This is a genomic window from Pantoea sp. ACRSC, assembly GCF_022346785.1.
GTDB lineage: Bacteria > Pseudomonadota > Gammaproteobacteria > Enterobacterales > Enterobacteriaceae > Pantoea > Pantoea alvi.
Genome location: NZ_JAKRNN010000002.1, coordinates 187,285 through 209,829 on the forward strand (window position 1 = coordinate 187,285; position 22,545 = coordinate 209,829).

At 62.5% G+C, this 22,545-nt stretch carries 18 protein-coding genes; 9 read left to right on the forward strand and 9 right to left on the reverse strand.

All coding sequences use genetic code 11. The features are described from left to right. Positions 1-5: 5 nt before the first annotated feature. A complete protein-coding gene (locus MHZ97_RS04375) occupies positions 6-1,184 on the reverse strand; it encodes an isochorismate synthase (protein WP_239313429.1) in 1,179 nt (392 codons plus the stop codon). A gap of 177 nt (positions 1,185-1,361) precedes the next feature. Here MHZ97_RS04375 and fepB point away from each other — a divergent pair, with 177 nt between their 5' ends. After that, the gene (fepB, locus tag MHZ97_RS04380) at positions 1,362-2,327 is read left to right on the forward strand and encodes a Fe2+-enterobactin ABC transporter substrate-binding protein (protein ID WP_239313426.1); all 966 of its coding nucleotides are present in this window, start codon (positions 1,362-1,364) and stop codon (positions 2,325-2,327) included. Here the strand turns inward: fepB and entS are convergent. Continuing rightward, positions 2,322-3,572, reverse strand: coding sequence for an enterobactin transporter EntS (gene entS / locus MHZ97_RS04385; protein ID WP_103793774.1), 1,251 nt, complete (start codon positions 3,570-3,572; stop codon positions 2,322-2,324). The genes fepB and entS overlap by 6 nt on opposite strands. A 144-nt stretch (positions 3,573-3,716) precedes the next feature. Here entS and fepD point away from each other — a divergent pair, with 144 nt between their 5' ends. The 3 genes from fepD to MHZ97_RS04400 are packed head-to-tail and all read left to right on the forward strand — an operon-like array spanning position 3,717 to position 6,480. Next, on the forward strand, positions 3,717-4,706 hold the full coding sequence (fepD, locus tag MHZ97_RS04390; protein WP_239313423.1) for a Fe(3+)-siderophore ABC transporter permease: 990 nt from the start codon (positions 3,717-3,719) through the stop codon (positions 4,704-4,706). Beyond that, a complete protein-coding gene (gene fepG, locus MHZ97_RS04395) occupies positions 4,703-5,683 on the forward strand; it encodes an iron-enterobactin ABC transporter permease (protein ID WP_103793776.1) in 981 nt (326 codons plus the stop codon). Before fepD ends, fepG begins: the two co-directional genes overlap by 4 nt. Continuing rightward, positions 5,680-6,480: an ATP-binding cassette domain-containing protein gene (locus MHZ97_RS04400; protein WP_239313420.1), complete on the forward strand. Its 801-nt coding sequence runs from the start codon at positions 5,680-5,682 to the stop codon at positions 6,478-6,480. The genes fepG and MHZ97_RS04400 overlap by 4 nt, the downstream gene beginning before the upstream one ends. 157 nt (positions 6,481-6,637) lie before the next feature. On the opposite strand, the gene MHZ97_RS04405 is transcribed toward MHZ97_RS04400, so the two are convergent. From MHZ97_RS04405 to fes, 3 genes are read right to left on the reverse strand one after another with little or no spacing between them, the layout of a single operon-like run. Next, positions 6,638-10,558: an enterobactin synthase subunit F gene (locus tag MHZ97_RS04405; RefSeq protein WP_239313405.1), complete on the reverse strand. Its 3,921-nt coding sequence runs from the start codon at positions 10,556-10,558 to the stop codon at positions 6,638-6,640. Then, on the reverse strand, positions 10,551-10,769 hold the full coding sequence (locus tag MHZ97_RS04410) for an MbtH family protein (RefSeq protein ID WP_103793779.1): 219 nt from the start codon (positions 10,767-10,769) through the stop codon (positions 10,551-10,553). The genes MHZ97_RS04405 and MHZ97_RS04410 overlap by 8 nt, the downstream gene beginning before the upstream one ends. Positions 10,770-10,809: 40 nt before the next feature. Then, a complete protein-coding gene (fes, locus tag MHZ97_RS04415; protein ID WP_239313402.1) occupies positions 10,810-12,021 on the reverse strand; it encodes an enterochelin esterase in 1,212 nt (403 codons plus the stop codon). Positions 12,022-12,297: 276 nt separating this feature from the next. Here fes and MHZ97_RS04420 point away from each other — a divergent pair, with 276 nt between their 5' ends. Continuing rightward, positions 12,298-14,532: a TonB-dependent siderophore receptor gene (locus tag MHZ97_RS04420; RefSeq protein ID WP_239313399.1), complete on the forward strand. Its 2,235-nt coding sequence runs from the start codon at positions 12,298-12,300 to the stop codon at positions 14,530-14,532. On the opposite strand, the gene pmrB is transcribed toward MHZ97_RS04420, so the two are convergent. The 3 genes from pmrB to dacB are packed head-to-tail and all read right to left on the reverse strand — an operon-like array spanning position 14,533 to position 17,687. Beyond that, a complete protein-coding gene (gene pmrB / locus MHZ97_RS04425; RefSeq protein ID WP_239313396.1) occupies positions 14,533-15,591 on the reverse strand; it encodes a two-component system sensor histidine kinase PmrB in 1,059 nt (352 codons plus the stop codon). Continuing rightward, positions 15,588-16,250 (reverse strand): two-component system response regulator PmrA, encoded by a 663-nt coding sequence (gene pmrA, locus MHZ97_RS04430; protein WP_103793783.1) that lies wholly within the window; start codon positions 16,248-16,250, stop codon positions 15,588-15,590. The genes pmrB and pmrA overlap by 4 nt, the downstream gene beginning before the upstream one ends. Positions 16,251-16,253: 3 nt before the next feature. Then, positions 16,254-17,687 carry a serine-type D-Ala-D-Ala carboxypeptidase gene (dacB, locus tag MHZ97_RS04435; protein ID WP_103793784.1) on the reverse strand — a complete coding sequence of 478 codons (1,434 nt, stop codon included), beginning with the start codon at positions 17,685-17,687 and terminating at the stop codon, positions 16,254-16,256. 250 nt (positions 17,688-17,937) lie between these two features. On the opposite strand from dacB, the gene greA reads away from it, so the two are divergent. Next, the gene (gene greA / locus MHZ97_RS04440; RefSeq protein WP_103793785.1) at positions 17,938-18,414 is read left to right on the forward strand and encodes a transcription elongation factor GreA; all 477 of its coding nucleotides are present in this window, start codon (positions 17,938-17,940) and stop codon (positions 18,412-18,414) included. Between the two features lie 121 nt (positions 18,415-18,535). Here greA and yhbY read toward each other — a convergent pair whose 3' ends face one another. Further along, positions 18,536-18,829, reverse strand: a complete 294-nt coding sequence (yhbY, locus tag MHZ97_RS04445) for a ribosome assembly RNA-binding protein YhbY (RefSeq protein ID WP_103793786.1) — start codon at positions 18,827-18,829, stop codon at positions 18,536-18,538. A gap of 126 nt (positions 18,830-18,955) precedes the next feature. Here yhbY and rlmE point away from each other — a divergent pair, with 126 nt between their 5' ends. From rlmE to folP, 3 genes are all read left to right on the forward strand, one after another. Continuing rightward, positions 18,956-19,585, forward strand: coding sequence for a 23S rRNA (uridine(2552)-2'-O)-methyltransferase RlmE (gene rlmE, locus MHZ97_RS04450; protein ID WP_033749635.1), 630 nt, complete (start codon positions 18,956-18,958; stop codon positions 19,583-19,585). 112 nt (positions 19,586-19,697) lie between these two features. After that, a complete protein-coding gene (ftsH, locus tag MHZ97_RS04455) occupies positions 19,698-21,623 on the forward strand; it encodes an ATP-dependent zinc metalloprotease FtsH (protein WP_033749306.1) in 1,926 nt (641 codons plus the stop codon). Between the two features lie 81 nt (positions 21,624-21,704). Continuing rightward, positions 21,705-22,538 (forward strand): dihydropteroate synthase, encoded by an 834-nt coding sequence (gene folP, locus MHZ97_RS04460; protein ID WP_103793787.1) that lies wholly within the window; start codon positions 21,705-21,707, stop codon positions 22,536-22,538. Positions 22,539-22,545: the final 7 nt, after the last annotated feature.

The window sequence follows — 22,545 nt, forward strand, 5'->3', positions numbered from 1 at the left end:
TTCCTTTATTGCAGTCCAAAAGCGCGCAGCATGGTGTCGAGTTTGACACCGGTCTCGCGCCATTCTGATTCAGGTTGCGAATCCGCGACGATGCCTGCGCCGGCGAACAGGCGCACCCGCGCGCCGTGTACGGTGCCGCAGCGGATGGTAACGACCCATTCGCCGTTGCCCTGGTCGTCGCACCAGCCAACGATACCGCCGAACAGGCGGCGGTCAAACGGCTCCAGCGTCTGGATCAGCTGCTGCGCGCGCCTGTGTGGGAAGCCGCTCAGCGCGGGCGTGGGATGCAGCAGGCAGGCGAGCGACAGCGCGTTCTCCTGCTCATCGAGCACCTCGCCGTCGATCTGCGTCGCCAGATGCCACAGGGTGGCGGTGGTCAGCAGAGAAGGGGTGGCGGGCACCGAGAGCAGGCGGCTGCGCGGCTGCAGCACGTCGCGCATCGCATCGGTCACCAGCCTGTGCTCGTGACGATCTTTCGTCGACTGCATCAGTGCGTCGCCCGCGGCCCTGTCGCGCTGCGCGTCGGCGTCGCGTCGCGCGGAGCCGGCCAGCGGACAGGAGCTGAAATCACGCCCCTTTTTGCGCAGCATAAGTTCCGGACTGGCGCCGACCAGCGAACCGCCCTGCGGCAGCGGCAGGTGGAAGTGATAGCTGTTTGGGTTTTGCGCCACGATGCGCTGCATCAGCGCGGCGATATCCACCGGCTGTTCCGTAACGATATCCATCAGGCGCGACAGCACCACCTTGTCCAGCTCGCCGCGCTGCGTGGCGGCGACCGCCTCTGCCACCATCGCGGTAAAAACATCGTGCTCCGGCATCGCGGCGCGGCGGCGCACCTGCGGCAGCGGCGGCGGAACCCCGGGCAGCGCAGCCTGGAGATCGGCGCGGTTAAAGGTCTGATGCGATTCAGGAATAAACAGCGCGGCGGGCTGCGTAACGTCGAAGGGGATAGCGCCCACCAGGACCGGATGGGCGATGCCCTGCTTTTTTGCGCAGGCGAAGTGGCGTCGCAGCTGCTGTTGAAAGTCACCGTTCAGGGCGTCACCATCGGCCACCGGCGTGGCGATGGTGGTGTAGCAGCCCTGCGTAGCGATACTGCGCCACGGAGATGTAAAGACAAATCCCCGACACAGTGCGGAGAAATCCTCAAGCAGGGGATTTCCAAACGTCAACGTTTCCACCATAATTTTCACCTATAAATGATAAGGTAACTAATAATGATTATCATTTGTATTGTGGTTGTGTAACCTACGTTGATTAGGCTGGAGTGTCAATAAATTCGCGGCATCGCGCGTGCGATCTCAGCCTGATTCACCGAGGCGGCAGAACCTTGTCTGACAGTTAAAGGTGGGCTGAATCTTATGTTTAAGCGGATTTTTACCACGGTGGCCGCGCTGGCTTTCGTCTCCGTGCTGGCTAATTCTGACGCGCGAGCCGAAGGCGGCTGGCCGCGTACGCTGCAAAGCGGCAGCGGCAGCATAACCCTGGAGAAAGCGCCGCAGCGCATCGTCTCTACCAGCGTGACCCTGACCGGGTCGCTGCTGGCCATCGACGCGCCGGTAATCGCCAGCGGGGCGACCGCGCCAGGCAGCCGTCTGGCGGACGAGCAGGGGTTTTTCCGCCAGTGGAGCGACGTCGCGAAGCGTAAAAACCTCAAGCGGCTCTATATTGGCGAACCGAGCGCCGAAGCGGTGGCCGCAGAAGCGCCGGATCTGATTATCGTCAGCGCTACCGGCAACGATTCCGCTCTGAAGCTGGTCGATCAGTTCTCGGCTATCGCGCCGACGCTGGTGGTGAACTATGACGATAAAAGCTGGCAGCAGCTGGTCACGCTGCTCGGCGAAGCGACCGGCCACGAGGCGGACGCGGCGGCGCGCGTAAAGGCGTTCGATGCACAAGAGGCGGCGCTGAAGCAGAAAATCACGCTGCCGCCGCAGCCCGTTTCCGCCATGGTGTTTAACGGCGGCGGCCGTGCGGTGAATCTGTGGACCAGCGAATCGGCACAGGGCAAGCTGCTGGAGCAGCTCGGCTTTACGCTCGCCGTGCCGCCTGCGGATCTGCAGCAAACGCACAGCATGGGCCAGCGCAAAGATATTATTCAGCTCTCCGGCGAAAACGTCGCCAGCGGCCTGAACGGCAACACCTTTCTGTTATTCGCCGCAGAAGAGCCGGGCGCGCAACAGCTGATGCAGAACCCGTTCCTGGCACAGACCGCGGCGGTAAAGCAGCAGCAGGTTTATGCGCTGGGCGCCGACACCTTTCGTCTTGACTACTACAGCGCCAGCCACCTGCTGACGCGTCTTGAGCAGCTGTTCGTTAAATCATGACGCCTCTTCCGCCAGCGACGGTGCTGGCGGTTGATAGCGTCGCAGTCTCGCCATCAGGATCCACATCACGCCTCCCAGCAGCGCCGCGCCGAAACCCGTCAGCGCGGCGGCCTGCTGCGGCAGCAGCCATGACCCCAGCGCGCCGATCATCGCGGCGCCGATTGCATCGCCGGTGACGTTCTGTGCCGTCCAGAGGCTATTGATGCGCCCCAGCAGGGCATCGGGCGTCAGCGACTGGATCAGCTGATACTGCACCAGACTGTTAACGGCGCTGAAGTAGCCGAAGGCCGCCAGACACGCCAGCCCGAGCGCGAACTGCGGCATCAGGCTGAAGGCGCCAAGTGCTAGGAAAGCGGCGACGGCGCTGGCCAGGATCAGGCGGCCAGGCTGCGGCGTCTGCGCCAGCCGGCCGCTGGTCAGCGCCCCCAGCGCCGCGCCGAGCGGCACGGCGGCATACATCAGACCCAGCTCATCAAGGCTGACCTGCCAGTGCGGCGCCAGCGCCGGATAGAGCACGCGCACCGCGCTCGCCAACGTGACCAGCGCGCCGATCAGCGCCGCCATGCCGACCAGCGGCGCAGAAAACAGGAACTGCACGCCGCTGGCAAGCGCCCGCAGCGGATGTTCGCGCGGCTGTGGCGGCGGCGGCATCAGGGGCAGCCGCAGCAGGGTCAGCACGGTAAGCAGCGTACCGAGGGCGGCGAGGCCGTAGTTCCACGCCGCGCCGCCGTGCGCCAGCACCAGACCGCCGACGGCGGGCGAGAGAATGGCGCCGAAGCGCACCGTCAGCATCGTTATCGCGCCCGCCTGCATCAGGTTCTCGCGTCCCACCAGCGCCGGCGTGGCCGCCAGCAGCGCCGTCACGCCGATCGCGCCGAAGAAGCCGTCCCACAGGCCCAGCAGAAACACCGCGCCGATGGACGGGGAGGGCAGCGAGGCGTTGACGGCCAGCGCCACAAAGCCGAGGCCGCAGGTCGAGCGCGCAATCAGGATAAGCCGTTTGCGCTCGTAGCGATCGGCCAGCACGCCGCCGGTGAGCAGGCCGATAAACATGCCTGCGCCCGCCAGGGTAACGGCGAGCCCGACCAGCGCCGGCGAGCGGGTCAGCTGCTGGATCTGCACCGGCACGGCAATCGCCAGCATGCCTAGCGCGACGATAGAGATAAAACGGGCGATAAAGACGGCGCGAAAAGCGGGATGCGTCTTCAACAGGCTGAGATCGATGAGATGGGAGGGTTTGTTCATTGCTTCGCCTTTTGCTGCGGTTTTCCTCGCTGTAGTCGAGGCGAATCATGGTAACATACAAAAATACGAGTAATAACGATAACAAGTATCATTATCAAATTGACGCGACCGCTGCGTCAGTGAACAGTGAAGGTTCGGAACGTTATGCGCCATCTCATCGCAATAGCCGCCTCAGGGATGCTGCTGTTGCTCTTGCTTGCGCTCAGCCTGATGCTCGGCGCCAAATCGATCGCCATTCATGATGTCTCTCTTGCCCTGACCACCAGCTGCGGCAGCGCCGACTGCGTTATCGTGCGCGAAGCGCGCCTGCCGCGCACCCTTGCCGGCCTGCTGGCGGGCTGCGCGCTCGGGCTGGCGGGGGCGCTGATGCAGAGCCTGACGCGCAATCCGCTCGCCGATCCCGGCATTCTCGGCGTCAACGCGGGGGCGGGCTTCGCCGTGGTGCTGGGCATTGCCCTGTTCGGCGCGGATACGCCCGCCGACTGGCTCGGCTTCGCCTTCCTCGGCGCGCTGCTGGCGTCGCTGCTGGTGGCGCTGACCGGCGCGCTCGGCGGCGGCCGCGTTAATCCGGTGCGCCTGACCCTGGCGGGCGTGGCACTGGGCGCGGTGCTGGAAGGGCTGACCTCCGGGCTTTCTCTCCTTAATCCCGATATTTACGACCATCTGCGCTTCTGGCACAGCGGCTCGCTGGATATTCGCAGCTTTGCCGTGCTGCGCGCCACCTGGCCAGCGGTGGCGGTCGGCGCGCTGATTGCGCTGCTGCTGGCGCGCTCGCTCAATACCCTGAGCATGGGCGGCGATGTGGCGACGGCGCTCGGCGCGCGCGTGGCGCGAACCCAGCTGCTCGGGCTGCTGGCTATCGCCCTGCTGAGCGGCGCCGCCACGGCCGCCGTCGGCCCCATCGCCTTTGTCGGGCTGATGACTCCTCATCTGGCCCGCTGGCTGTGGGGCAATGACCACCGCTGGATGCTGACTGGCACGCTGCTGATTACCCCCTGTCTGCTGCTGGCTGCCGATATACTGGGCCGCCTGATGGTGCCTGGCGAGCTGCGCGTCGCGGTGGTTACCGCGCTGCTCGGCGCGCCGATGCTGATCGTGCTGGTGCGCCGCAAGCTGGGGAGAGGGCAGATATGAGTCGGGCGATGATGCACGGTATCTGGCTGCTGGCGGCCTGCGCGCTGCTGGCCTTTTTCGGCGTTACGCGCGGCGCGCTGCCGATTAGCGGGGCGCAGCTCTGGCAGCTGGTCAACGGCGAGGCGGCGCGCAACGTTCAGCTGATCGTGCTGGAGTGGCGGCTGCCGCGCGTGGCGATGGCGCTGCTGCTCGGCGCGGCGCTGGGCGTCAGCGGCGCGATTTTTCAGTCGCTGCTGCGCAACCCACTCGGCAGCCCCGATATTCTCGGCTTTAATACCGGTGCCTATAGCGGCGTGCTGGTGGCGCTGGTGCTGTTTCAGCAAAACAGCGAGGCCATGACGCTGGCGGCGCTGCTGGGCGGCGTGCTGACCGCAGGCGTGGTCTATCTTTTCGCCTGGCGCAACGGCGTCGAAACCTTCCGGCTGATTATCGTCGGCATCAGCGTACGGGCGCTGCTGATGGCGCTTAACGGCTGGCTGATCGTCAGCGCCTCGCTTGAGGCGGCGCTCAGCGCCGGGCTATGGAGCGCAGGATCGCTCAACGGCATTACCTGGGCGAAAACCGCGCCGGTCATCGCCGTGCTGCTGGCGGCGCTGTTGCTGACCGCGCTGCTGGCGCGACGTATGCGCCTGATGGAGATGGGCGACGATACCGCCTGTGCGCTGGGCGTGCCGGTAGAGCGCAGCCGGCTGTGGCTGATGCTGCTCGGCGTGGTGCTGACCGCCGCCGCGACCGCGCTGGCCGGTCCGATTTCGTTTGTCGCCCTGCTGGCACCGCAGATCGCTCGTCGCCTGTGCGGCGGGATCAAAGGCGCGCTGCCGCTGGCGGCGCTGTGCGGTGCGCTGCTGCTGCTGGCGGCGGACTATGCCGCGCAGCACCTTTTCCTGCCTTATCAGCTGCCGGTCGGCGTTATTACCGTCAGCCTCGGCGGGCTTTATCTGATTGCACTACTGATTAGGGAGGCGCGACGCCAATGACTGAGAAGACTGCGCGCCTGCAGGGCGATGCGCTGACGCTGGGCTACGAGAAGAAAATCGTGGCGGAGGGACTATCGGTCGCCATTCCTGATGGGGAACTGACGGTAATTATCGGCCCTAACGCCTGCGGCAAATCGACGCTGCTGCGCGCGCTGAGCCGCCTGGCGCCGCCGCTGAAAGGGCAGGTGCTGCTCGACGGCGCGGCGATTTCGCGCCTCTCAACCAAAGAGGTGGCGCGGCGTCTCGGCCTGCTGCCGCAAAGCTCGCAGGCGCCCTCCGGCATCAGCGTCAGCGAGCTGGTGGCGCGCGGGCGCTATCCGCATCAGCCGCTGTTCGGCCGCTGGCGTGACGAGGATGAGGAGGCGGTGCAGCAGGCGATGCGGGCCACCGGCGTGGCGGATATCGCCGCGCAGCCGGTGGATCAACTTTCCGGCGGCCAGCGCCAGCGCGTCTGGATCGCCATGGTGCTGGCGCAGCAGACGCCGCTGCTGCTGCTGGATGAACCCACGACCTGGCTCGATATTACCCATCAGATCGAACTGCTGGAGCTGATGCAGGATCTCAACCAGCAGCATGGCCGCACGCTGGTGGTGGTGCTGCACGATCTGAATCAGGCGTGCCGCTACGCTACGCATCTGATTGCGATGCGCAACGGCCAGGTTGTTGCCGAGGGCAGGCCGGCCGAGATCGTGACGCCGGAACTGATTGAGGCGGTCTACGGGCTGCGCTGCATGATTGTTGAGGATCCGGTGGCGCATACGCCGATGATTGTGCCGCTGGGGCGCAGCAAGCGCTGAAGGGCTGCAGCAAGCGCTGAAGGGCGGGTGCCGAAGCGGGCGAGTGAGCCACTACGCACCTCATCCCTGAGGTGCGCCCGTTACCGGGTCAACGCTGCGCTTTTGTGCCTGGCGCGAGACGCTTTTCAGGCAACTCCGCTCTCTGCCAAAAAGGCGGTCAGGCAAACTTCGCCAGCAGCTGCTGCAGCTGCGGGCCGATCTGTTCAAACATACGCGGCGAGATAATCTCAACGTGGGCGCACGCCAGCGGCCGCACCTCCAGCTCGCCGACATAGGGCGCCCAGGCGCGACGCGCATCCTGACCCGGCTGCTGCGTCTCGGTGGCGAGGAACAGCGTGGCGCGGCCGCTGAAGCGCGCGCTGCGCGCCGTCGCCAGCAGCCGTACCGAACTGGCGTAGTTAGCTTCGATCGCGTCGAACATCGCCTCTAACCCTTCGCCCGCCTGCTGACGCTGCGCGGCAACAAACTGCTCGCGCTCGCGGTTCACCTCTTCCAGCACCGCCGGATCCAGCTGGTTCTCGCCGCGTTTTTCATCCCAGTTTTGCGTCTCTGGCGGCCAGGTATCAAGCAGGCCGAGGAAGGCGACCTCTTCGCCGAGCGCTTCCAGCCGCGCGGCGATGCCCTGCGCCAGCGTGCCGCCCAGCGAATAGCCGAGGAAATAGTAAGGCCCGTGCGGCTGCTGCTGCCGCAGCGTGGCGAGATGGGCGTCGCACACCGCATCCAGGTGCGCCGCCTGATTCAGCGGGCCGCTGGCGTCCGGCGACTGAATGCCGACGACAGACCAGCGCGCGTCCAGGTAACGCTGCAGAACGCTGAACTGCCAGGCGAAGCCCGACGCCGGATGGAAGCAGAACAGCGTCGGCCCGCTGCCGACGCGCAGCGGCAGCACCGGCTCAAAACCGGCGTTTTGCGCCGCCTGCGCATCGCTCAGCAGCGCTGCCAGCTTCTCAACCGTCGAGGCGACCATAATCTGGCCGACGGAAACTGGCAGCTTCAGCTCGCGCCGCAGCTGCGCCGCCAGCCGCATCGCCAGCAGCGAATGGCCGCCGAGCGCAAAGAAATCCTCCTGCGCGCCGACGCTGTCGCGCGCCAGCAGCGCGGCGAACGCCTCTGCCAGCTGCGTCTCCAGCCCCGGCAGCGGCGCGCGACCCGCATCGTGCGCGCGACTCTGCGGCAGCGGCAGGGCTTTGCGATCCAGCTTGCCGTTGCTGCTGAGCGGCAGCGCCTCCAGCGCAACGATCGCCACCGGCACCATATGGGCGGGCAGCTGCTGCGCCAGCGCAGCGCGCATCGCCTCGCCATCAACGGGGCGGTCTGCCACCACATAGCCCACCAGCTGACGCGCGTCGCCCTGCTGCGCGTCGGCGTTGCCCAGCACCACCGCGTGCGTGACCGCCTGCTGCACGCCGGGCTGCGCCGCCAGCGCATGGTCGATCTCGTTCAGCTCAATGCGCTGTCCACGAATCTTTAGCTGATCGTCGCTGCGGCCCAGATATTCCACCGCGCCGTTAGCGAGCCAGCGCGCCACGTCGCCGGTGCGGTACATGCGCGTGCCGTCGCCGAACGGGTCGGCGACGAAGCGGCTGGCGGTAAGGTCGGGACGATCGAGGTAGCCGTGCGCCAGCTGCACGCCGGTAAGATAGAGATCGCCCGCGACGCCGGGCGGAACCGGCTGCAGGCGCGCGTCAAGGATGCGCAGGCCGGTATTCCAGACCGGGAAGCCGATCGGCACGCTGGCACCCTCTACCGCCGCCAGCTCCGGGCCGAACGCGGGGTAGTAGCTAACGTCCACCGCCGCCTCGGTCGGGCCGTAAAGGTTGTGCAGCGGCACCCCGGTCAGGGCTTCCCACTGGCGCGACAGATCGGCGGGCAGCGCCTCGCCGCTGCAGAAGACGCGGCGCAGGCTGGCGCAGCGCGCCACGGCCTCCTCCTCCTGCAGCGAGGCGACAAAGGCCGCCAGCATTGAGGGAACAAAGTGGGTGGTGGTGACGCGATAGCGCGCGAAGAGCTGCTGCAGCGCGTCGGGATCGCGGTGCGCGTCCGGCGGCGCCATGACCAGCTGCGCGCCCGTCATCAGCGGCCAGAAAAACTCCCACACCGAAACGTCGAAGCTGCTGGGCGTTTTCTGCAAGACCACGTCGTCGGCGGTGAGCGAATAGCTCGCCTGCATCCACAGCAGACGGTTGACGATCGCCTCATGGCCCACCAGCACCCCTTTCGGGCGGCCGGTCGAGCCGGAAGTGTAAATAAGATAGGCGCCATCCTGCGGGCGCGGCGGCTGCGGCTGCGCGGGCGCGGCGACCTCAGGCAGCAGCGCGTCATAGAAGAGCGGGGCGACCGGCGACAGCGCGGCGAAGCGGGTCTCCAGCGCGCGGCTGACGATCAGCGTTTTCGGTGCGGCATCCTCCAGCATCATCTGCAGACGATCGTCGGGATAGCCGGTATCCAGCGGCAGATAAGTCGCGCCGACGCTGACAATTGCCTGCAGCGCCAGCGACAGAAACACCGCGCGCGGCAGCGCCACGGCGACGATATCGCCGCGCTGCACGCCGCTGGCGATCAGCTGCTGCCCCAGCGCCTCGACCTGCTGGCGCATCTCGCGATAGCTGAGCTGGTGGCGATCGTCCGCCAGCGCGGGCGCGTTGGGGGTGCGCAGCACCTGCGCCTGCAGCAGGCTGTCGAGGGTGGCCTCCGGCAGCGGCATCGCGGTCTGGTTGATCGTCTCCAGCTGCTGATGTTCCGCCTCGGTCAGCAGATCCAGCTCGCCGCAGGGGCGATCCGGCTGCGCCGTCAGCTGCCGCAGCAGCAGATCGAAACGGCTGGCGTGCTGCGTCAGCACCGCCTGCTGATAGCGTGCGGCGTTGGCCAGCAGCTCCAGCGTCAGTTCGCCCTGTTCGCTGATATAGATCGCGATTTCCAAATCGCGCACCGGGCCTGACGCCAGCTGATGCGTTATCCCTTCGACCCCGTTGAAGTCGAGCTGATAGTCGAACATCTTCAGGTTGATCACCGGGCCGTAGAGGGGATCGCCGTCGCCGAGCCGGCCGGCGTCGCGCTGCACCTGTTCGGCGTCAAAGCGCTGATGGCGACGCATCTTTTTCACTTCCGCGGCCAGCTGACGCGCCAGCGCGCTGAGCGGTTGGGCGGGATCGTAATGCACCGCCATCGGCAGTACGTTAATGACGGGGCCGGTGGCGCAGAGCGCCGCGGAGCCGATACGGCGCATAAAGATAAAGCCGGCGGCGAAATCATTCTGGCCGCTCAGGCGCGCCAGCCAGAGCGCCACCAGCGCAAAAGCAGCATCGGCCGCGCTGATGCCCATCTGCTGAACCAGCGTCTGAAAGTGCGTGCTATCTGGCGAGAAGGTATGGCGCAGCAGCGCGGTGCTGGCGCTCTGTCCGGCCAGCGGCAGGGGAGAAATTGAGGCGGGCGGCGGCAGCTGCGCGCTTTTCTCGCGCCAGAAGTCGCGATCCCGCTGCCAGCTCGGCGAAGCCTGATAGCGCTGATACTCTTCGACCACCTCGCTGAAGGGGGTAAAAGGCGTCGGCTGCGGCGTTTCACCGCGCATCCATGCGGTGTAAAGGTTGGCGATGCGGCGCGTCAGAGCAGTGAAGCTAAAGCCGTCCACCACCAGGTGATGATAGCGCTGATACCAGAACCAGCGCTGCTCGCCCAGGCGCATCAGCTGGTGATGCCACAGCGGCGCGCCGCTCAGTACGCGCAGATCGCCAGCCATATCGGCGCGCATCAGTTCGCGGGCGGCGGCGTCAGGATCGGCGTGCTGACGCAGATCGAGGATCTCAGGCAGGGTGAACGTCTGCGGCGACAGCCACTGCACCGCTTCGCCTTCATGCTCGCCAAACGCCATGTTCAGCGTATCCGCCTCCTGCATACCGGCGACGATCGCTTTGCTCAGCAGCGCGCCGTCCAGCTCGCCGCGCAGCTCGACAAAGTGCGCGACCGCATAGGCGTTAGTCTGCTGCGACAGCTGATCGGCCATCCAGATGCCGGGCTGCGCCGCCACCAGCGGCAGGATTTTCTGGTCGGTATGGTGTGGGTTCATCAGCGTCTCAGACATGGTCGCTCCGGTTGGTGGTCGGGTGGGCCGGGCGAATATCGCGCCAGTTCGCATTGAGCCAGCTCAGGCATTCCGCCTGCGGCTGCGGGCCGAAGAGGCTGCGCCAGCCAGCGGGCAGGGCGCGAAAAGCGGGCCAGAGGCTGTACTGCTGGCGATCGTTGATCAGCACAAGACAATCCTGCTGCGGATCGTCAAAGGGATTGGGTTGCATATCGGTCTCCTGCCCGCAACAGTCGGGCTAGCCAGGCGATTTAAAGAAGATGCTGCCACATTGCTTTCAGTCCATTGAGCAGGCCGCCGCGCCAGCAAAGCGCGTCGTGGCCGCCGTCGACCGGATGAAAAATGACCTGGTGCCCTGCGGCGCACAGCTCCTGCTGAAGCTGTTGGTTTGCTTTATAAATCAGCTGCTCGCGACGTCCCGCCTCCAGATAAAAGCGCGACGGCGTCTGACGGTAGTCGCCCTGCTGCAGCTGCTGGATCAGCCTGCCGTCAGGCTGGCCGCGTTCCGGCCACCAGAACGAGCCGGAAAGGCTGATGGCGCCGCCGAACTGGCGCGGCCAGTTAAGTGCGGCATAGACGGCCGACAGGCCGCCGAAGCTCTGTCCGCTTACCAGCGTCTCGGCGGCGCTGATGCGATGCGGCGCCCAGCCCTGCAGCTGCGGCAGTAGCTCTTCCTGCAGAGCCAGCCAGAAGTCGGGGTTGCAGGGGAGTTCGCGGCTGCGGTGTTCGCGATCGATGATGTCGATCATGACGTAGACCGCCGGCGGCAGCTCACCGGCGTCGGTAAGCTGCTGCAGCGGCCAGGCGATCGGCATGCTGTTGGCCCAGAACTGGCCGTCCAGCAGCAGCGCCAGCGGACGTTCGGTCGACTGCGCCTCGCCGGTGGCGTAGATCCACACCGAGCGGCAGTTGCCGAGGCGCGCGCTCTGCCAGATATGGTGCTGCAGCGGCAGGGCGGGGGCGCGGCCGCTATCAACCGCCTGCCAGACGCGCTGATCGGGTGCGCCCGGCAGATGCAGCGGCGAGACGTGCATGCCGCGCCCGCCCGCCCAGCCGCGTAGCGGATTGAGCGGATCCGCCTGCGCGGTGAGGAATTTTTCGCGCCACCAGGCGCGCAGGGTCGCCATATCCGGCTCGCCCGCGAAGGCGGCGGCATCGCTGTCGGGCATCAGGCAGTAGCTGCCGCGCCAGCTGGCTGGCAGCTGTGTGCGCCAGTACCAGACGTCGGTGCCAGGGATGCGGCTGAGAGAGCGGGGGGCGGCGCGCTGATGGTGATCGGTCACGCCGGTGATATTGATCCAGACGCGGCGCGTAGAGGAGGTGGTTTCACTTCCCTGCGGATCGCGCCAGAAAAAGGTGACGCCGCATTCGCCATCATCGGCGGGTTCGATAAGGGGAAGACCCTGCTGCTGTAATGTTCGCCACCAGGAGTCACTGCCGGTTTCGTTGGTTAACCACGTCATAGAGAGCTTATTTACTGGGCCAGAAGCGCGCAAAGCTGCACGGATGTTATGAAGAATACTATTGATAATTATTTGCATTTGCAATAGGGTGTTTCCCGCTCCAACATCGCGGAGCGCGCGCGTTCCGCCAGCCTCATCAGCCTGTGTTATCAGACGGATGTTCCGCAAAGGAGAGCCTGGGCGCGGCTGGAATGCTTGCTCGCAAGGAATGACTCTTTTACCGGCGCGCCTGCAGGAGACGATAAGGTTTTCGCAGGCAATCCAGGAACATAAAAAATGCCTACATTATCCCGTTTGTCATTAGCCATTCTCATTGAACTCGGTCTGGCCGCGACCAGCGCGCAGGCGGCCGACACCAGCACCTCTTCAGCGTCCGGCACCGTCGATACGCTGGTGGTAAGCGCGGCGCAGCAGAACCTGCAGGCGCCAGGCGTCTCCACCATTACCGCCGATGAAATTAAAAAGCGTCCGCCTGCGCGCGACGTATCGGAAATCATCCGCACCATGCCCGGCGTCAACCTCACCGGTAACTCCACCAGCGGCCAGCGCGGCAACAATCGCCAGATCGATATTCGCGGTATGGGGCCGGAAAATACCCTGATTCTGGTGGACGGCATGCCGGTTTCCAGCCGGAACTCGGTGCGTCTCGGCTGGCGCGGCGAACGGGATACGCGCGGCGACACCAACTGGGTGCCGCCAGAGATGATTGAACGCATTGAGGTCATCCGCGGGCCGGCGGCGGTGCGCTACGGCAACGGCGCGGCGGGCGGCGTGGTGAACATCATCACCAAAAAATATGATGACCAGCAGTGGCACGGATCCTGGAACGCCTACTACAACGTGCCGGAGCATAAGGACGAGGGAGCCACGCGCCGCACCAACTTTAGCCTGGAAGGGCCGCTGGGGGATGACGTCAGCTTCCGTCTCTACGGCAACCTGGCGAAAACCCAGGCGGACGCTTACGACATCAACGAAGGCCATGCGGCGGATCGTACCGGCAGCTACGCCGGAAGCTATCCGGCCGGCCGTGAAGGGGTGGTCAACAAAGATATCAACGCTCTGCTGCGCTGGGCGTTCGCGCCGATGCAGGCGCTGGAGTTGCAGGCGGGCTATAGCCGTCAGGGCAACCTCTATGCTGGCGATACCCAGAACACCAATACCAGCGCGCTGGTAAAAAGCCTGTACGGCAAAGAGACTAACCGTCTCTACCGCCAGAACTTCGCGGTGAAGTGGACCGGCGCCTGGGATAACGGCGTCAGCACCAACACCTACGCGCGCTATGAGAACACGCGCAACTCGCGCATCAATGAAGGGCTGGCCGGCGGCACCGAAGGCATCTTCTCCAACAGCGGCTTCAATACCATTCAGCTGGACGATGTGCTGCTGCACAGCGAAGTCAGCGTGCCGTTCGACCTGCTGGTGAACCAGACCGCCACCCTCGGCGTCGAGTGGAACCAGCAGCGCATGAAAGATCCCTCGTCGACCACCCAGGTTGCTTCTAACGGTTCGGTGCCGGGCATCGCCAGCAGCGGACGCAGCCCCTATTCGCAGGCAGAAATCTTTTCGCTGTTCGCCGAAGACAATATGGAGCTGACCGACAGCACTATGCTGACGCCGAGCCTGCGCTTCGATCACCATTCGATCGTCGGCGATAACTGGAGTCCGTCGCTTAATCTCTCTCAGGGGCTCGGGGAGGATTTCACGCTGAAGATGGGCATTGGCCGCGCCTATAAAGCGCCGAGCCTTTATCAGACCAACCCGAACTATCTGCTCTACAGCAACGGCCAGGGCTGCGCCGCCAGCACCGGCGCCTGTTACCTGCAGGGCAACCGAGACCTGAAAGCGGAAAACAGCATCAACAAAGAGATTGGGCTGGAGTGGAAGCATGAAGGCTATCAGGCGGGCCTGACCTGGTTCCGCAACGACTACCGCAACAAGATCGAAGCGGGCTATGCGCCGTCCGGCAAAGCCTCTAACGGTACCACCGACATCTATCAGTGGGAGAACGTGCCGAAAGCGGTGGTGGAAGGGCTGGAAGGCACGGTCAATATTCCGGTTACGGAGAGCATTAGCTGGAACAACAACTTCACCTATATGCTGCAGAGCAAGAATAAAGAGACCGGCGATCGCCTGTCGATTATTCCCGACTATACGCTGAACTCGACGCTGAGCTGGCAGGCGACGCAGGATCTGTCGCTGCAATCCACGCTGACCTGGTACGGCAAGCAGGTGCCGAAGAAGTATGACTACAAAGGTAATGCGGTTACCGGCAGCGCCACCGATGAGGTAAGTCCTTACTCAGTGGTCGGCCTGAGCGGCACCTATGAGGTGAATAAGTTCGCCAGCGTGACGCTCGGCATCGACAACCTGTTCGATAAGCGCCACTACCGCCAGGGCAACGCGCAGACCACCGGCAACGCCACTACCGGTGCCTGGCTCTATGGCGCGGGCGCCAATACCTATAACGAATCAGGCCGGACCTATTACGTCAGCCTGAATACCCATTTCTGATCAGTTCAGGCGCAACGGCAGCGTGCAGCGGGCGATTAGCCCGCTGCGATCGCTGCGATTAATGAGCTTCAGCTCGCCATAGTGCATCTGCAGGATGCGCAGCACGATATTCAGCCCCAGACCGCTGCCGCCGTAGCGCTGATCGCGACGGCGAAACGCTTTGGTCAGCTCTTCCGCCGCGTCGGGATCGATGCCCGGCCCCTCATCGATAACGCTGAGAATGATATTCCCGTCGTTTTCTTCGAGCGTAATTTCAATCTGGCTCTGAGGTAGACTATAGCGCGAGGCGTTCTCCAGCAGATTGCGCAGCAGCAGGCGCAGCAGCACCGGCTCGCCCTGGCTTTGCGCCACCGCTTTGTCTGGCCAGACAAGCTGCTGCTGGCGCTGTTCGACCAGCTCGCGCATTTCCGGCTGCAGCGGCTGCAAAATTTCCGTCAGCCAGCGCACCGGCTGCGCGTGGCCGCTGGCCAGCGCCTGGCTGGCACGCGCCAGCATCAGCAACTGCTCGACGGTATGCATCAGCTGATCGATACGCGCCACCAGCATCTCGCTCTGCGGCACGCCCTGCTGCTGCAATAGTTCAAGGTGCAGGCGCAGCCCGGCGAGCGGGGTGCGCAGCTCATGGGCGGCGTCCGCCGTGAACAGCCGCTCCTGCTGCAGCGTGTGATCGAGGCGCGCCAGCAGCTGGTTAATCGCGCCGGTTACCGCCGCCACCTCTTCCATATCCGATTGAATGGCAAGCGGCGTCAGGTTATCGGCGGAGCGCTGCGCCAGGCTGGTCTGCAGCGCTCGCAGCGGGCGGACGATCCAGCTAATCGCCCAAAAGGAGAGCACCAGCGTCAGGCCGACCATAACCACCGAGGGCAGCAGCAGCGAGGCGATCGCTTCGCGGATCTCATTTTCGACGCGATCGTTGCGCGCCTTTGCGGAGAGGGTTTCGTTGACGAGAAAGCTAATCTGCTCGCGGCTTTCGTGCCACAGCCAGAAGGCGCTCATGATCTGACAGGTAAGCAGAATCAGCGCCAGCATAATCAGCAAGCGCTGACGCATGCTGTTCATTCACGGTTCTCCAGCCGATAGCCGACGCCGCGCACGGTTTTGATGCGATCTTTGCCCAGCTTGCGGCGCAGATTGTGGATATGCACCTCCAGCGTATTGGAGCCGGTATCGTCCTGCCAGCTGTAGAGATCCTGCTGCAGCGTTTCGCGATGCACATTCTGCCCGATGCGCATCAGCAGACGGGTCAGCAGCGCAAACTCTTTGGGCGTCACGTCGAGCGGCTGATTCTCCAGCAGCACCTGCTGCGAAGAGAGGTTCAGCGTCAGATCGCCCTGGCGCAGCAGGTTGTCGCTGTGGCCCTGATAGCGGCGGATCAGGGCGCGTACGCGCGCCTGCAGCTCCGCCAGCGCCAGCGGCTTGATCAGATAGTCGTCGGCACCGGCGTCGAGCCCCTCGATGCGATCGCTGAGCGCGTCGCGCGCGGTCAGGATCAGCACCGGCAGATCGATTCCGGCTCGCCGCCACTGCCGCAGGAGATCGCCGCCGTCGCGATCCGGCAGGCCGAGATCCAGCACGATCAGACTGTACTGCGCGCTGTGCAGCAGCGCGTCCGCCTCGGCGGCGCTGGCGGCGCAGTCAACGGCGTAACCCTGGCTGCTGAGTGCCTGAGTCAGGCCGCCCTGCAGCAGTACATCGTCCTCAACGATCAATATTTTCATACGCTAGTTGTTTTGATAGATATCCCGATAGAGACGGCTCTCGAAGCGCACCAGCGGAATGCGCCGCGTGCGCTGATCCTCCGGCGGTACCGCATAGCCCGACAGGTACTGCACAAAGGCGACGCGCGCGCCGCTGGCGGTGGTGATAAAGCCAGCCAGATTATAGACCCCCTGCAGCGAGCCGGTTTTCGCCGACACTTTGCCGTCAACGCCCGCCTCGTGCAGGCCGCCGCGATATTGCAGCGTGCCGTCGTGGCCCGCCAGCGGCAGCATAGAGATGTAGTCCAGCGTCGCGTCGTTTTTCGCAATGTACTGCAGCACCTGCATCATGGTATCCGGCGCGATCAGATCGTGGCGCGACAGCCCCGAACCGTCTACCTGAATGCTGTTGCCTAAATCAATATTGGCTTTCTCACGCAGGATGCGGCGGATAGCGTCCGATCCGGCGCGGAAGGTGCCGGGCACGTTGAAATAGTGATGGCCGATGGTGCGGAACACCGTGTCGGCGATCATGTTGTCCGACTTTTTCAGCATAGTATGCAACAGCGTGTGCAGGGGCGCGGACTGGGTCGACGCCAGCACGGTGCCCGGCGAAGTCACCTGGGACTGACGCACCAGGTGACCGCTGTAATCAATCTCCGCCTGACGCAGCTCCTGCTTGAGGATCTCTCCAGCCCAGGCGGCGTCATCCTGTACGGCGAACGCCAGCGGCAGCGGCTCCGCGCGCTGGCGCATGCAGCCGGTCAGCGTATAGCGGTTAAGCTCGCCCGGCACCACGTCCAGTTCGCAATACTGTCCTTCGCCGCTGTTGCGGCCGATAGTGCGCACCTGGCTGAACATATGGGCGGGGTAGTAAGAGGCGATGCGCACAAAGGCGGTTTCGCCCGGCGTGCTGGCGCTGTAGAGCGAGACGGAGAAACAGTTTTTATCAACGATGGCCGCGCCCGGCGGCGCGCTGAAGCACTGGGTCAAATCGTTCCACGGCCAGCCTGGCGCCATGTCATGGCTGGCGAACACCGAGGTGTCGATCACCAGGTTGCCTTTAATATGGGTGACGCCCTGCTTTTTCAGCGCGGCGACCATATTGCGCAGATCCTGACGGCTCAGCGTCGGGTCGCCGGCAAAGCGCGCGACCAGATCGCCGTTGAGCGTGCCGTCGCTGATGGCGCCTTTGGTTTCCAGCGTGGTCTGAAAGCGGTAGTCGCCGCCCAGTTCCAGCAGCGCCGCCAGCGCGGTGATCACCTTCATGGTGCTGGCGGGCAACGCCATCTGTTTGCCGTGATAATCGATTATTGGGGTGCTGGCGCCTATCTTCTGCACCATCAGCGCCAGATTGGCGCCATCCGGCAAATACTGCATGTATTCATCTACGGGCGCTGCTTGTGCCTGCAGCATAAACGCACAGGTTAGTCCGGTAACAAGTCGTGAAAATCGCATAATCTCGCGGTAACTGGCAGGTGAAGGCGTCAATACTACGTCCCGTTACGGTGGAAAGTAAACGATGACCCGCAGGGAACTCTGGGTTAAAATACGTATCAAAATGCAAAACCACTTTCTGGCCCGGAACCTTTTCCGGGTCAGGATTCTTTTATTTGCAAAACGAGGGTCAGACCCTGCAGAACCGGTTTTTCTGTGGACACTGGTCAGGACGACGCCGTTAAAACAGGAAAGAGAGCGAGGAGCTTAAATGAATCAGATTCCGATGACGTTAAGGGGCGCCGAAAAGCTGCGCGAAGAGCTGAACGAACTGAAAACCGTCAAACGCCCGCGCATCATCGCCTCAATCGCTGAAGCGCGCGAGCACGGCGATCTGAAAGAGAACGCGGAGTATCACGCCGCGCGCGAAGAGCAGGGGTTTTGCGAAGGTCGTATTCAGGAGATCGAAGCCAAGCTTTCTAACGCGCAGGTTATCGACGTCACCACGATGCCGAACAACGGCCGCGTGATTTTCGGCGCCACTGTAACCGTGCTTAACACCGATACCGACGAAGAGTCGACCTATCGCATCGTGGGCGACGACGAAGCGGACTTTAAGCAAAATCTGATTTCGGTCAACTCGCCGATGGCGCGCGGTCTGGTAGGTAAAGAGGTGGACGATGTGACCATTATCAAAACCCCGGGCGGCGATGTTGAGTACGAAATTCTTAAAGTGGAATACCTTTAAGAGAGAGCTACGCTTTGAACAGCGTAGAGGTTGTATGTAAAGAATGGAAAAGGCCGCGATGCGGCCTTTTAACCCATGCAGGAGCATGGCACTTTCTCTGGCCGGTTGCCCGGCGACGCGTTTAGCGCGGCAGAGAAATCTTGCTCTCTTTAGAAGGGCGATACAGCACCAGCGTTTTACCGATCACCTGCACGTTGCTGGCTTTGGTTTCACGCACGATTGCCTCAACGATCAGCTGTTTGGTTTCACGGTCTTCCGAGGCGATTTTTACCTTGATCAGCTCGTGATGCTCCAGCGCGGATTCGATTTCGGCCAGCACGCCTTCGGTCAGGCCATTGCCACCGATCATGACCACAGGTTTCAGTGGATGGGCGAGGCCTTTCAGGTGCTGTTTTTGTTTGGTACTTAGATTCATCGTATTTTTTGCTTACTCAGGGATTGAAAACGGTTCATTCTACCGCCATCTCGGGGTTATCACCAAATCAACGCAACCCATTGCGTGCAGGTTTATCGCTGCGATGACGATTTAGTTGAGAAAATTATGACGGGTAAAAAGCGTTCGGCCAGCTCTAGCCGCTGGTTACAGGAACACTTTAGCGATAAATATGTGCTTCAGGCACAGAAAAAAGGGTTGCGTTCGCGCGCCTGGTTTAAACTTGATGAAATACAACAGGGTGACAAGCTTTTCAAACCCGGTATGACCGTGGTAGATCTGGGTGCTGCACCCGGCGGCTGGTCGCAATATGTGGTCCAGCAGATCGGCTCTTCGGGACGCGTTATCGCCTGCGACATTCTGCCGATGGATCCTATCGTTGGTGTCGATTTCCTTCAGGGCGATTTCCGTGAAGAATCGGTGATCAAGGCGCTGCTCGATCGCGTAGGGGATCAGAAAGTGCAGGTGGTCATGTCGGATATGGCGCCCAATATGAGTGGGACGCCGGCAGTCGATATTCCCCGGTCGATGTATTTGGTTGAACTGGCGCTTGAAATGTGTCGGGATATCCTGGCACCGGGCGGCAGTTTTGTAGTGAAAGTGTTTCAGGGAGATGGCTTCGATGAATACCTGCGGGAAATTCGCTCCCTGTTTACGAAAGTGAAAATTCGTAAGCCGGACGCTTCGCGATCTCGTTCGCGCGAAGTGTACATTGTGGCGACAGGGCGCAAACTATAGCCCAATTGATGAAGTTGCAGCCCACCGGCCGCGATTCCATGTATGAAGGATATATAGTACCCTACGCTGTCTGTTAACACCGTTGTAATATGAGGTTAATCCCTTGAGTGACATGGCGAAAAACCTGATTCTCTGGTTAGTCATCGCGGTCGTGCTGATGTCAGTATTCCAGAGCTTTGGGCCCAGCGAGTCGAATGGCCGTAGGGTTGATTATTCAACCTTCCTGTCGGAAGTGAACCAGGATCAGGTCCGCGAGGCACGTATTAACGGGCGTGAGATTAACGTAATCAAGAAAGACAGTAATAAATACACGACCTACATTCCTGTCAACGATCCCAAGTTACTCGATAACCTGTTGACCAAAAACGTCAAAGTGGTTGGCGAACCGCCGGAAGAGCCGAGCCTGCTGGCTTCGATCTTTATCTCCTGGTTCCCAATGCTGCTGCTGATTGGCGTGTGGATCTTCTTTATGCGTCAGATGCAGGGCGGCGGCGGCAAAGGCGCGATGTCCTTTGGCAAGAGCAAAGCCCGTATGCTGACGGAAGATCAGATCAAAACCACTTTCGCTGACGTGGCAGGCTGCGACGAAGCAAAAGAGGAAGTGGGTGAACTGGTCGAGTATCTGCGCGAACCGAGCCGCTTCCAGAAGCTGGGCGGTAAAATTCCCAAAGGCGTGCTGATGGTGGGCCCGCCGGGTACCGGTAAAACCCTGCTGGCGAAAGCTATCGCGGGTGAAGCGAAAGTGCCGTTCTTTACTATTTCCGGTTCTGACTTCGTGGAAATGTTCGTGGGCGTCGGCGCATCTCGCGTGCGCGACATGTTCGAACAGGCCAAGAAAGCTGCGCCTTGCATCATCTTTATTGATGAGATCGACGCCGTCGGTCGTCAGCGCGGTGCAGGTTTAGGTGGTGGTCACGACGAACGTGAACAGACCCTGAACCAGATGCTGGTTGAGATGGATGGCTTTGAAGGCAACGAAGGTATCATCGTTATCGCCGCGACTAACCGTCCAGACGTTCTCGACCCGGCGCTGCTGCGTCCAGGCCGTTTTGACCGTCAGGTCGTGGTTGGTCTGCCGGACGTGCGCGGTCGTGAACAGATTCTGAAAGTGCATATGCGCCGCGTGCCGCTGGCGACCGATATCGACGCAGGCATCATCGCGCGCGGTACGCCGGGCTTCTCCGGTGCGGATCTCGCTAACCTGGTGAACGAAGCGGCGCTGTTCGCCGCCCGCGGCAATAAGCGCGTGGTATCAATGGTTGAGTTCGAGAAAGCGAAAGACAAAATCATGATGGGTGCGGAACGTCGCTCTATGGTGATGACGGAAGCGCAGAAAGAATCTACCGCCTACCACGAAGCGGGCCACGCTATTATCGGCCGCCTGGTGCCGGAACACGATCCGGTACACAAGGTGACGATTATTCCGCGCGGACGTGCGCTCGGCGTGACCTTCTTCCTGCCGGAAGGGGATGCGATCAGCGCCAGCCGTCAGAAGCTGGAAAGCCAGATCTCTACCCTCTATGGCGGTCGCCTGGCTGAAGAGATTATTTACGGTGCGGAACACGTTTCCACCGGCGCTTCCAACGACATCAAAGTGGCCACTAACCTGGCGCGCAACATGGTGACGCAGTGGGGCTTCTCGGAAAAACTGGGCCCGCTGCTCTATGCGGAAGAAGAGGGCGAGGTATTCCTTGGCCGCTCCGTGGCGAAAGCGAAACATATGTCTGACGAAACCGCGCGCATTATCGACCAGGAAGTTAAACACCTGATCGACAGCAACTACCAGCGCGCGCGCCGGATTCTGAGCGAGAACATGGACATCCTTCACGCGATGAAAGACGCGCTGATGAAGTATGAAACCATCGACGCGCCGCAGATCGACGACCTGATGGCGCGCCGCGAAGTGCGTCCGCCAGCGGGCTGGGAAGATCCGGGCAGCAACTCCGACAGCAACGGTACGCCAAAGGCGCCGCGTCCGGTCGATGAGCCGCGTACGCCGAATCCTGGCAACACCATGTCAGAGCAGTTCGACAAGTAACAGGGTTTCACCCTTGCAAAAACCCCGGCTGGTCCGGGGTTTTTTACATCCGTAATCAGGTAATCAGAGGAGAGTTTCCCCATGAAGTTGTACGCCCGTGATGCCCATCTCGATCTGTCGTTTCCCCATGTGATGGGTATTTTGAATGTCACGCCGGACTCCTTCTCCGATGGTGGAAAACATAATTCGCTGGTCGAGGCGCTGACGCATACCAACGAAATGGTTAACGCGGGTGCCACTATCATCGACGTCGGCGGCGAGTCGACTCGTCCGGGCGCGGACGAGGTAAGCGTGGATGAGGAGCTGGCGCGCGTCATTCCGGTGGTAGAGGCGATAGCGCAGCGTTTCGAGGTATGGATTTCGGTAGATACCTCGAAAGCTGAGGTTATCCGCGAAGCGGCGCGAGCGGGCGCTCACATCATTAACGATATTCGCTCGCTCTCCGAGCCTGGCGCGCTGGAGGCGGCGGCGGCGGCTAATTTGCCGGTCTGCCTGATGCATATGCAGGGCGAGCCGCGCACTATGCAGCAGGCGCCGGAATATCGCGATGTTGTAAGTGAAGTGGATGCTTACTTCGTAAATCAGATTGCGCGCTGCGAGGCCGCCGGCATCAAAAAAGAGCATCTGCTGCTCGACCCTGGCTTCGGTTTCGGTAAGAATCTCAACCACAACTATGAGCTGCTGGCCCACCTGAGCCATTTTCACCATTTCGAACTGCCGCTGCTGGTGGGCATGTCGCGTAAATCTATGATTGGTCAGCTGCTTAACGTCGGGCCTTCGCAGCGTCTGACGGGCAGTCTGACCTGCGCAGTGATCGCCGCGATGCAGGGCGCGCAAATCGTTCGCGTACATGACGTTAAAGAGACGGTCGAGGCGATGCGCGTTGTCGAAGCGACACGGAGAGCAAAAGGATAATTAAGGC

Bases quoted from the DNA above. Each gene is read 5' to 3' on its own strand.
- pmrB (WP_239313396.1), bottom strand. From the start codon at position 15,591: ATGAACAGCATGCGTCAGCGCTTGCTGATTATGCTGGCGCTGATTCTG.
- entS (WP_103793774.1), bottom strand. From the start codon at position 3,572: ATGAACAAACCCTCCCATCTCATCGATCTCAGCCTGTTGAAGACGCAT.
- fepG (WP_103793776.1), top strand. From the start codon at position 4,703: ATGAGTCGGGCGATGATGCACGGTATCTGGCTGCTGGCGGCCTGCGCG.
- yhbY (WP_103793786.1), bottom strand. From the start codon at position 18,829: ATGAATCTAAGTACCAAACAAAAACAGCACCTGAAAGGCCTCGCCCAT.
- ftsH (WP_033749306.1), top strand. From the start codon at position 19,698: ATGGCGAAAAACCTGATTCTCTGGTTAGTCATCGCGGTCGTGCTGATG.
- MHZ97_RS04400 (WP_239313420.1), top strand. From the start codon at position 5,680: ATGACTGAGAAGACTGCGCGCCTGCAGGGCGATGCGCTGACGCTGGGC.
- fes (WP_239313402.1), bottom strand. From the start codon at position 12,021: ATGACGTGGTTAACCAACGAAACCGGCAGTGACTCCTGGTGGCGAACA.
- fepB (WP_239313426.1), top strand. From the start codon at position 1,362: ATGTTTAAGCGGATTTTTACCACGGTGGCCGCGCTGGCTTTCGTCTCC.
- folP (WP_103793787.1), top strand. From the start codon at position 21,705: ATGAAGTTGTACGCCCGTGATGCCCATCTCGATCTGTCGTTTCCCCAT.
- MHZ97_RS04405 (WP_239313405.1), bottom strand. From the start codon at position 10,558: ATGTCTGAGACGCTGATGAACCCACACCATACCGACCAGAAAATCCTG.
- MHZ97_RS04420 (WP_239313399.1), top strand. From the start codon at position 12,298: ATGCCTACATTATCCCGTTTGTCATTAGCCATTCTCATTGAACTCGGT.
- fepD (WP_239313423.1), top strand. From the start codon at position 3,717: ATGCGCCATCTCATCGCAATAGCCGCCTCAGGGATGCTGCTGTTGCTC.
- dacB (WP_103793784.1), bottom strand. From the start codon at position 17,687: ATGCGATTTTCACGACTTGTTACCGGACTAACCTGTGCGTTTATGCTG.
- MHZ97_RS04410 (WP_103793779.1), bottom strand. From the start codon at position 10,769: ATGCAACCCAATCCCTTTGACGATCCGCAGCAGGATTGTCTTGTGCTG.
- MHZ97_RS04375 (WP_239313429.1), bottom strand. From the start codon at position 1,184: ATGGTGGAAACGTTGACGTTTGGAAATCCCCTGCTTGAGGATTTCTCC.
- pmrA (WP_103793783.1), bottom strand. From the start codon at position 16,250: ATGAAAATATTGATCGTTGAGGACGATGTACTGCTGCAGGGCGGCCTG.
- rlmE (WP_033749635.1), top strand. From the start codon at position 18,956: ATGACGGGTAAAAAGCGTTCGGCCAGCTCTAGCCGCTGGTTACAGGAA.
- greA (WP_103793785.1), top strand. From the start codon at position 17,938: ATGAATCAGATTCCGATGACGTTAAGGGGCGCCGAAAAGCTGCGCGAA.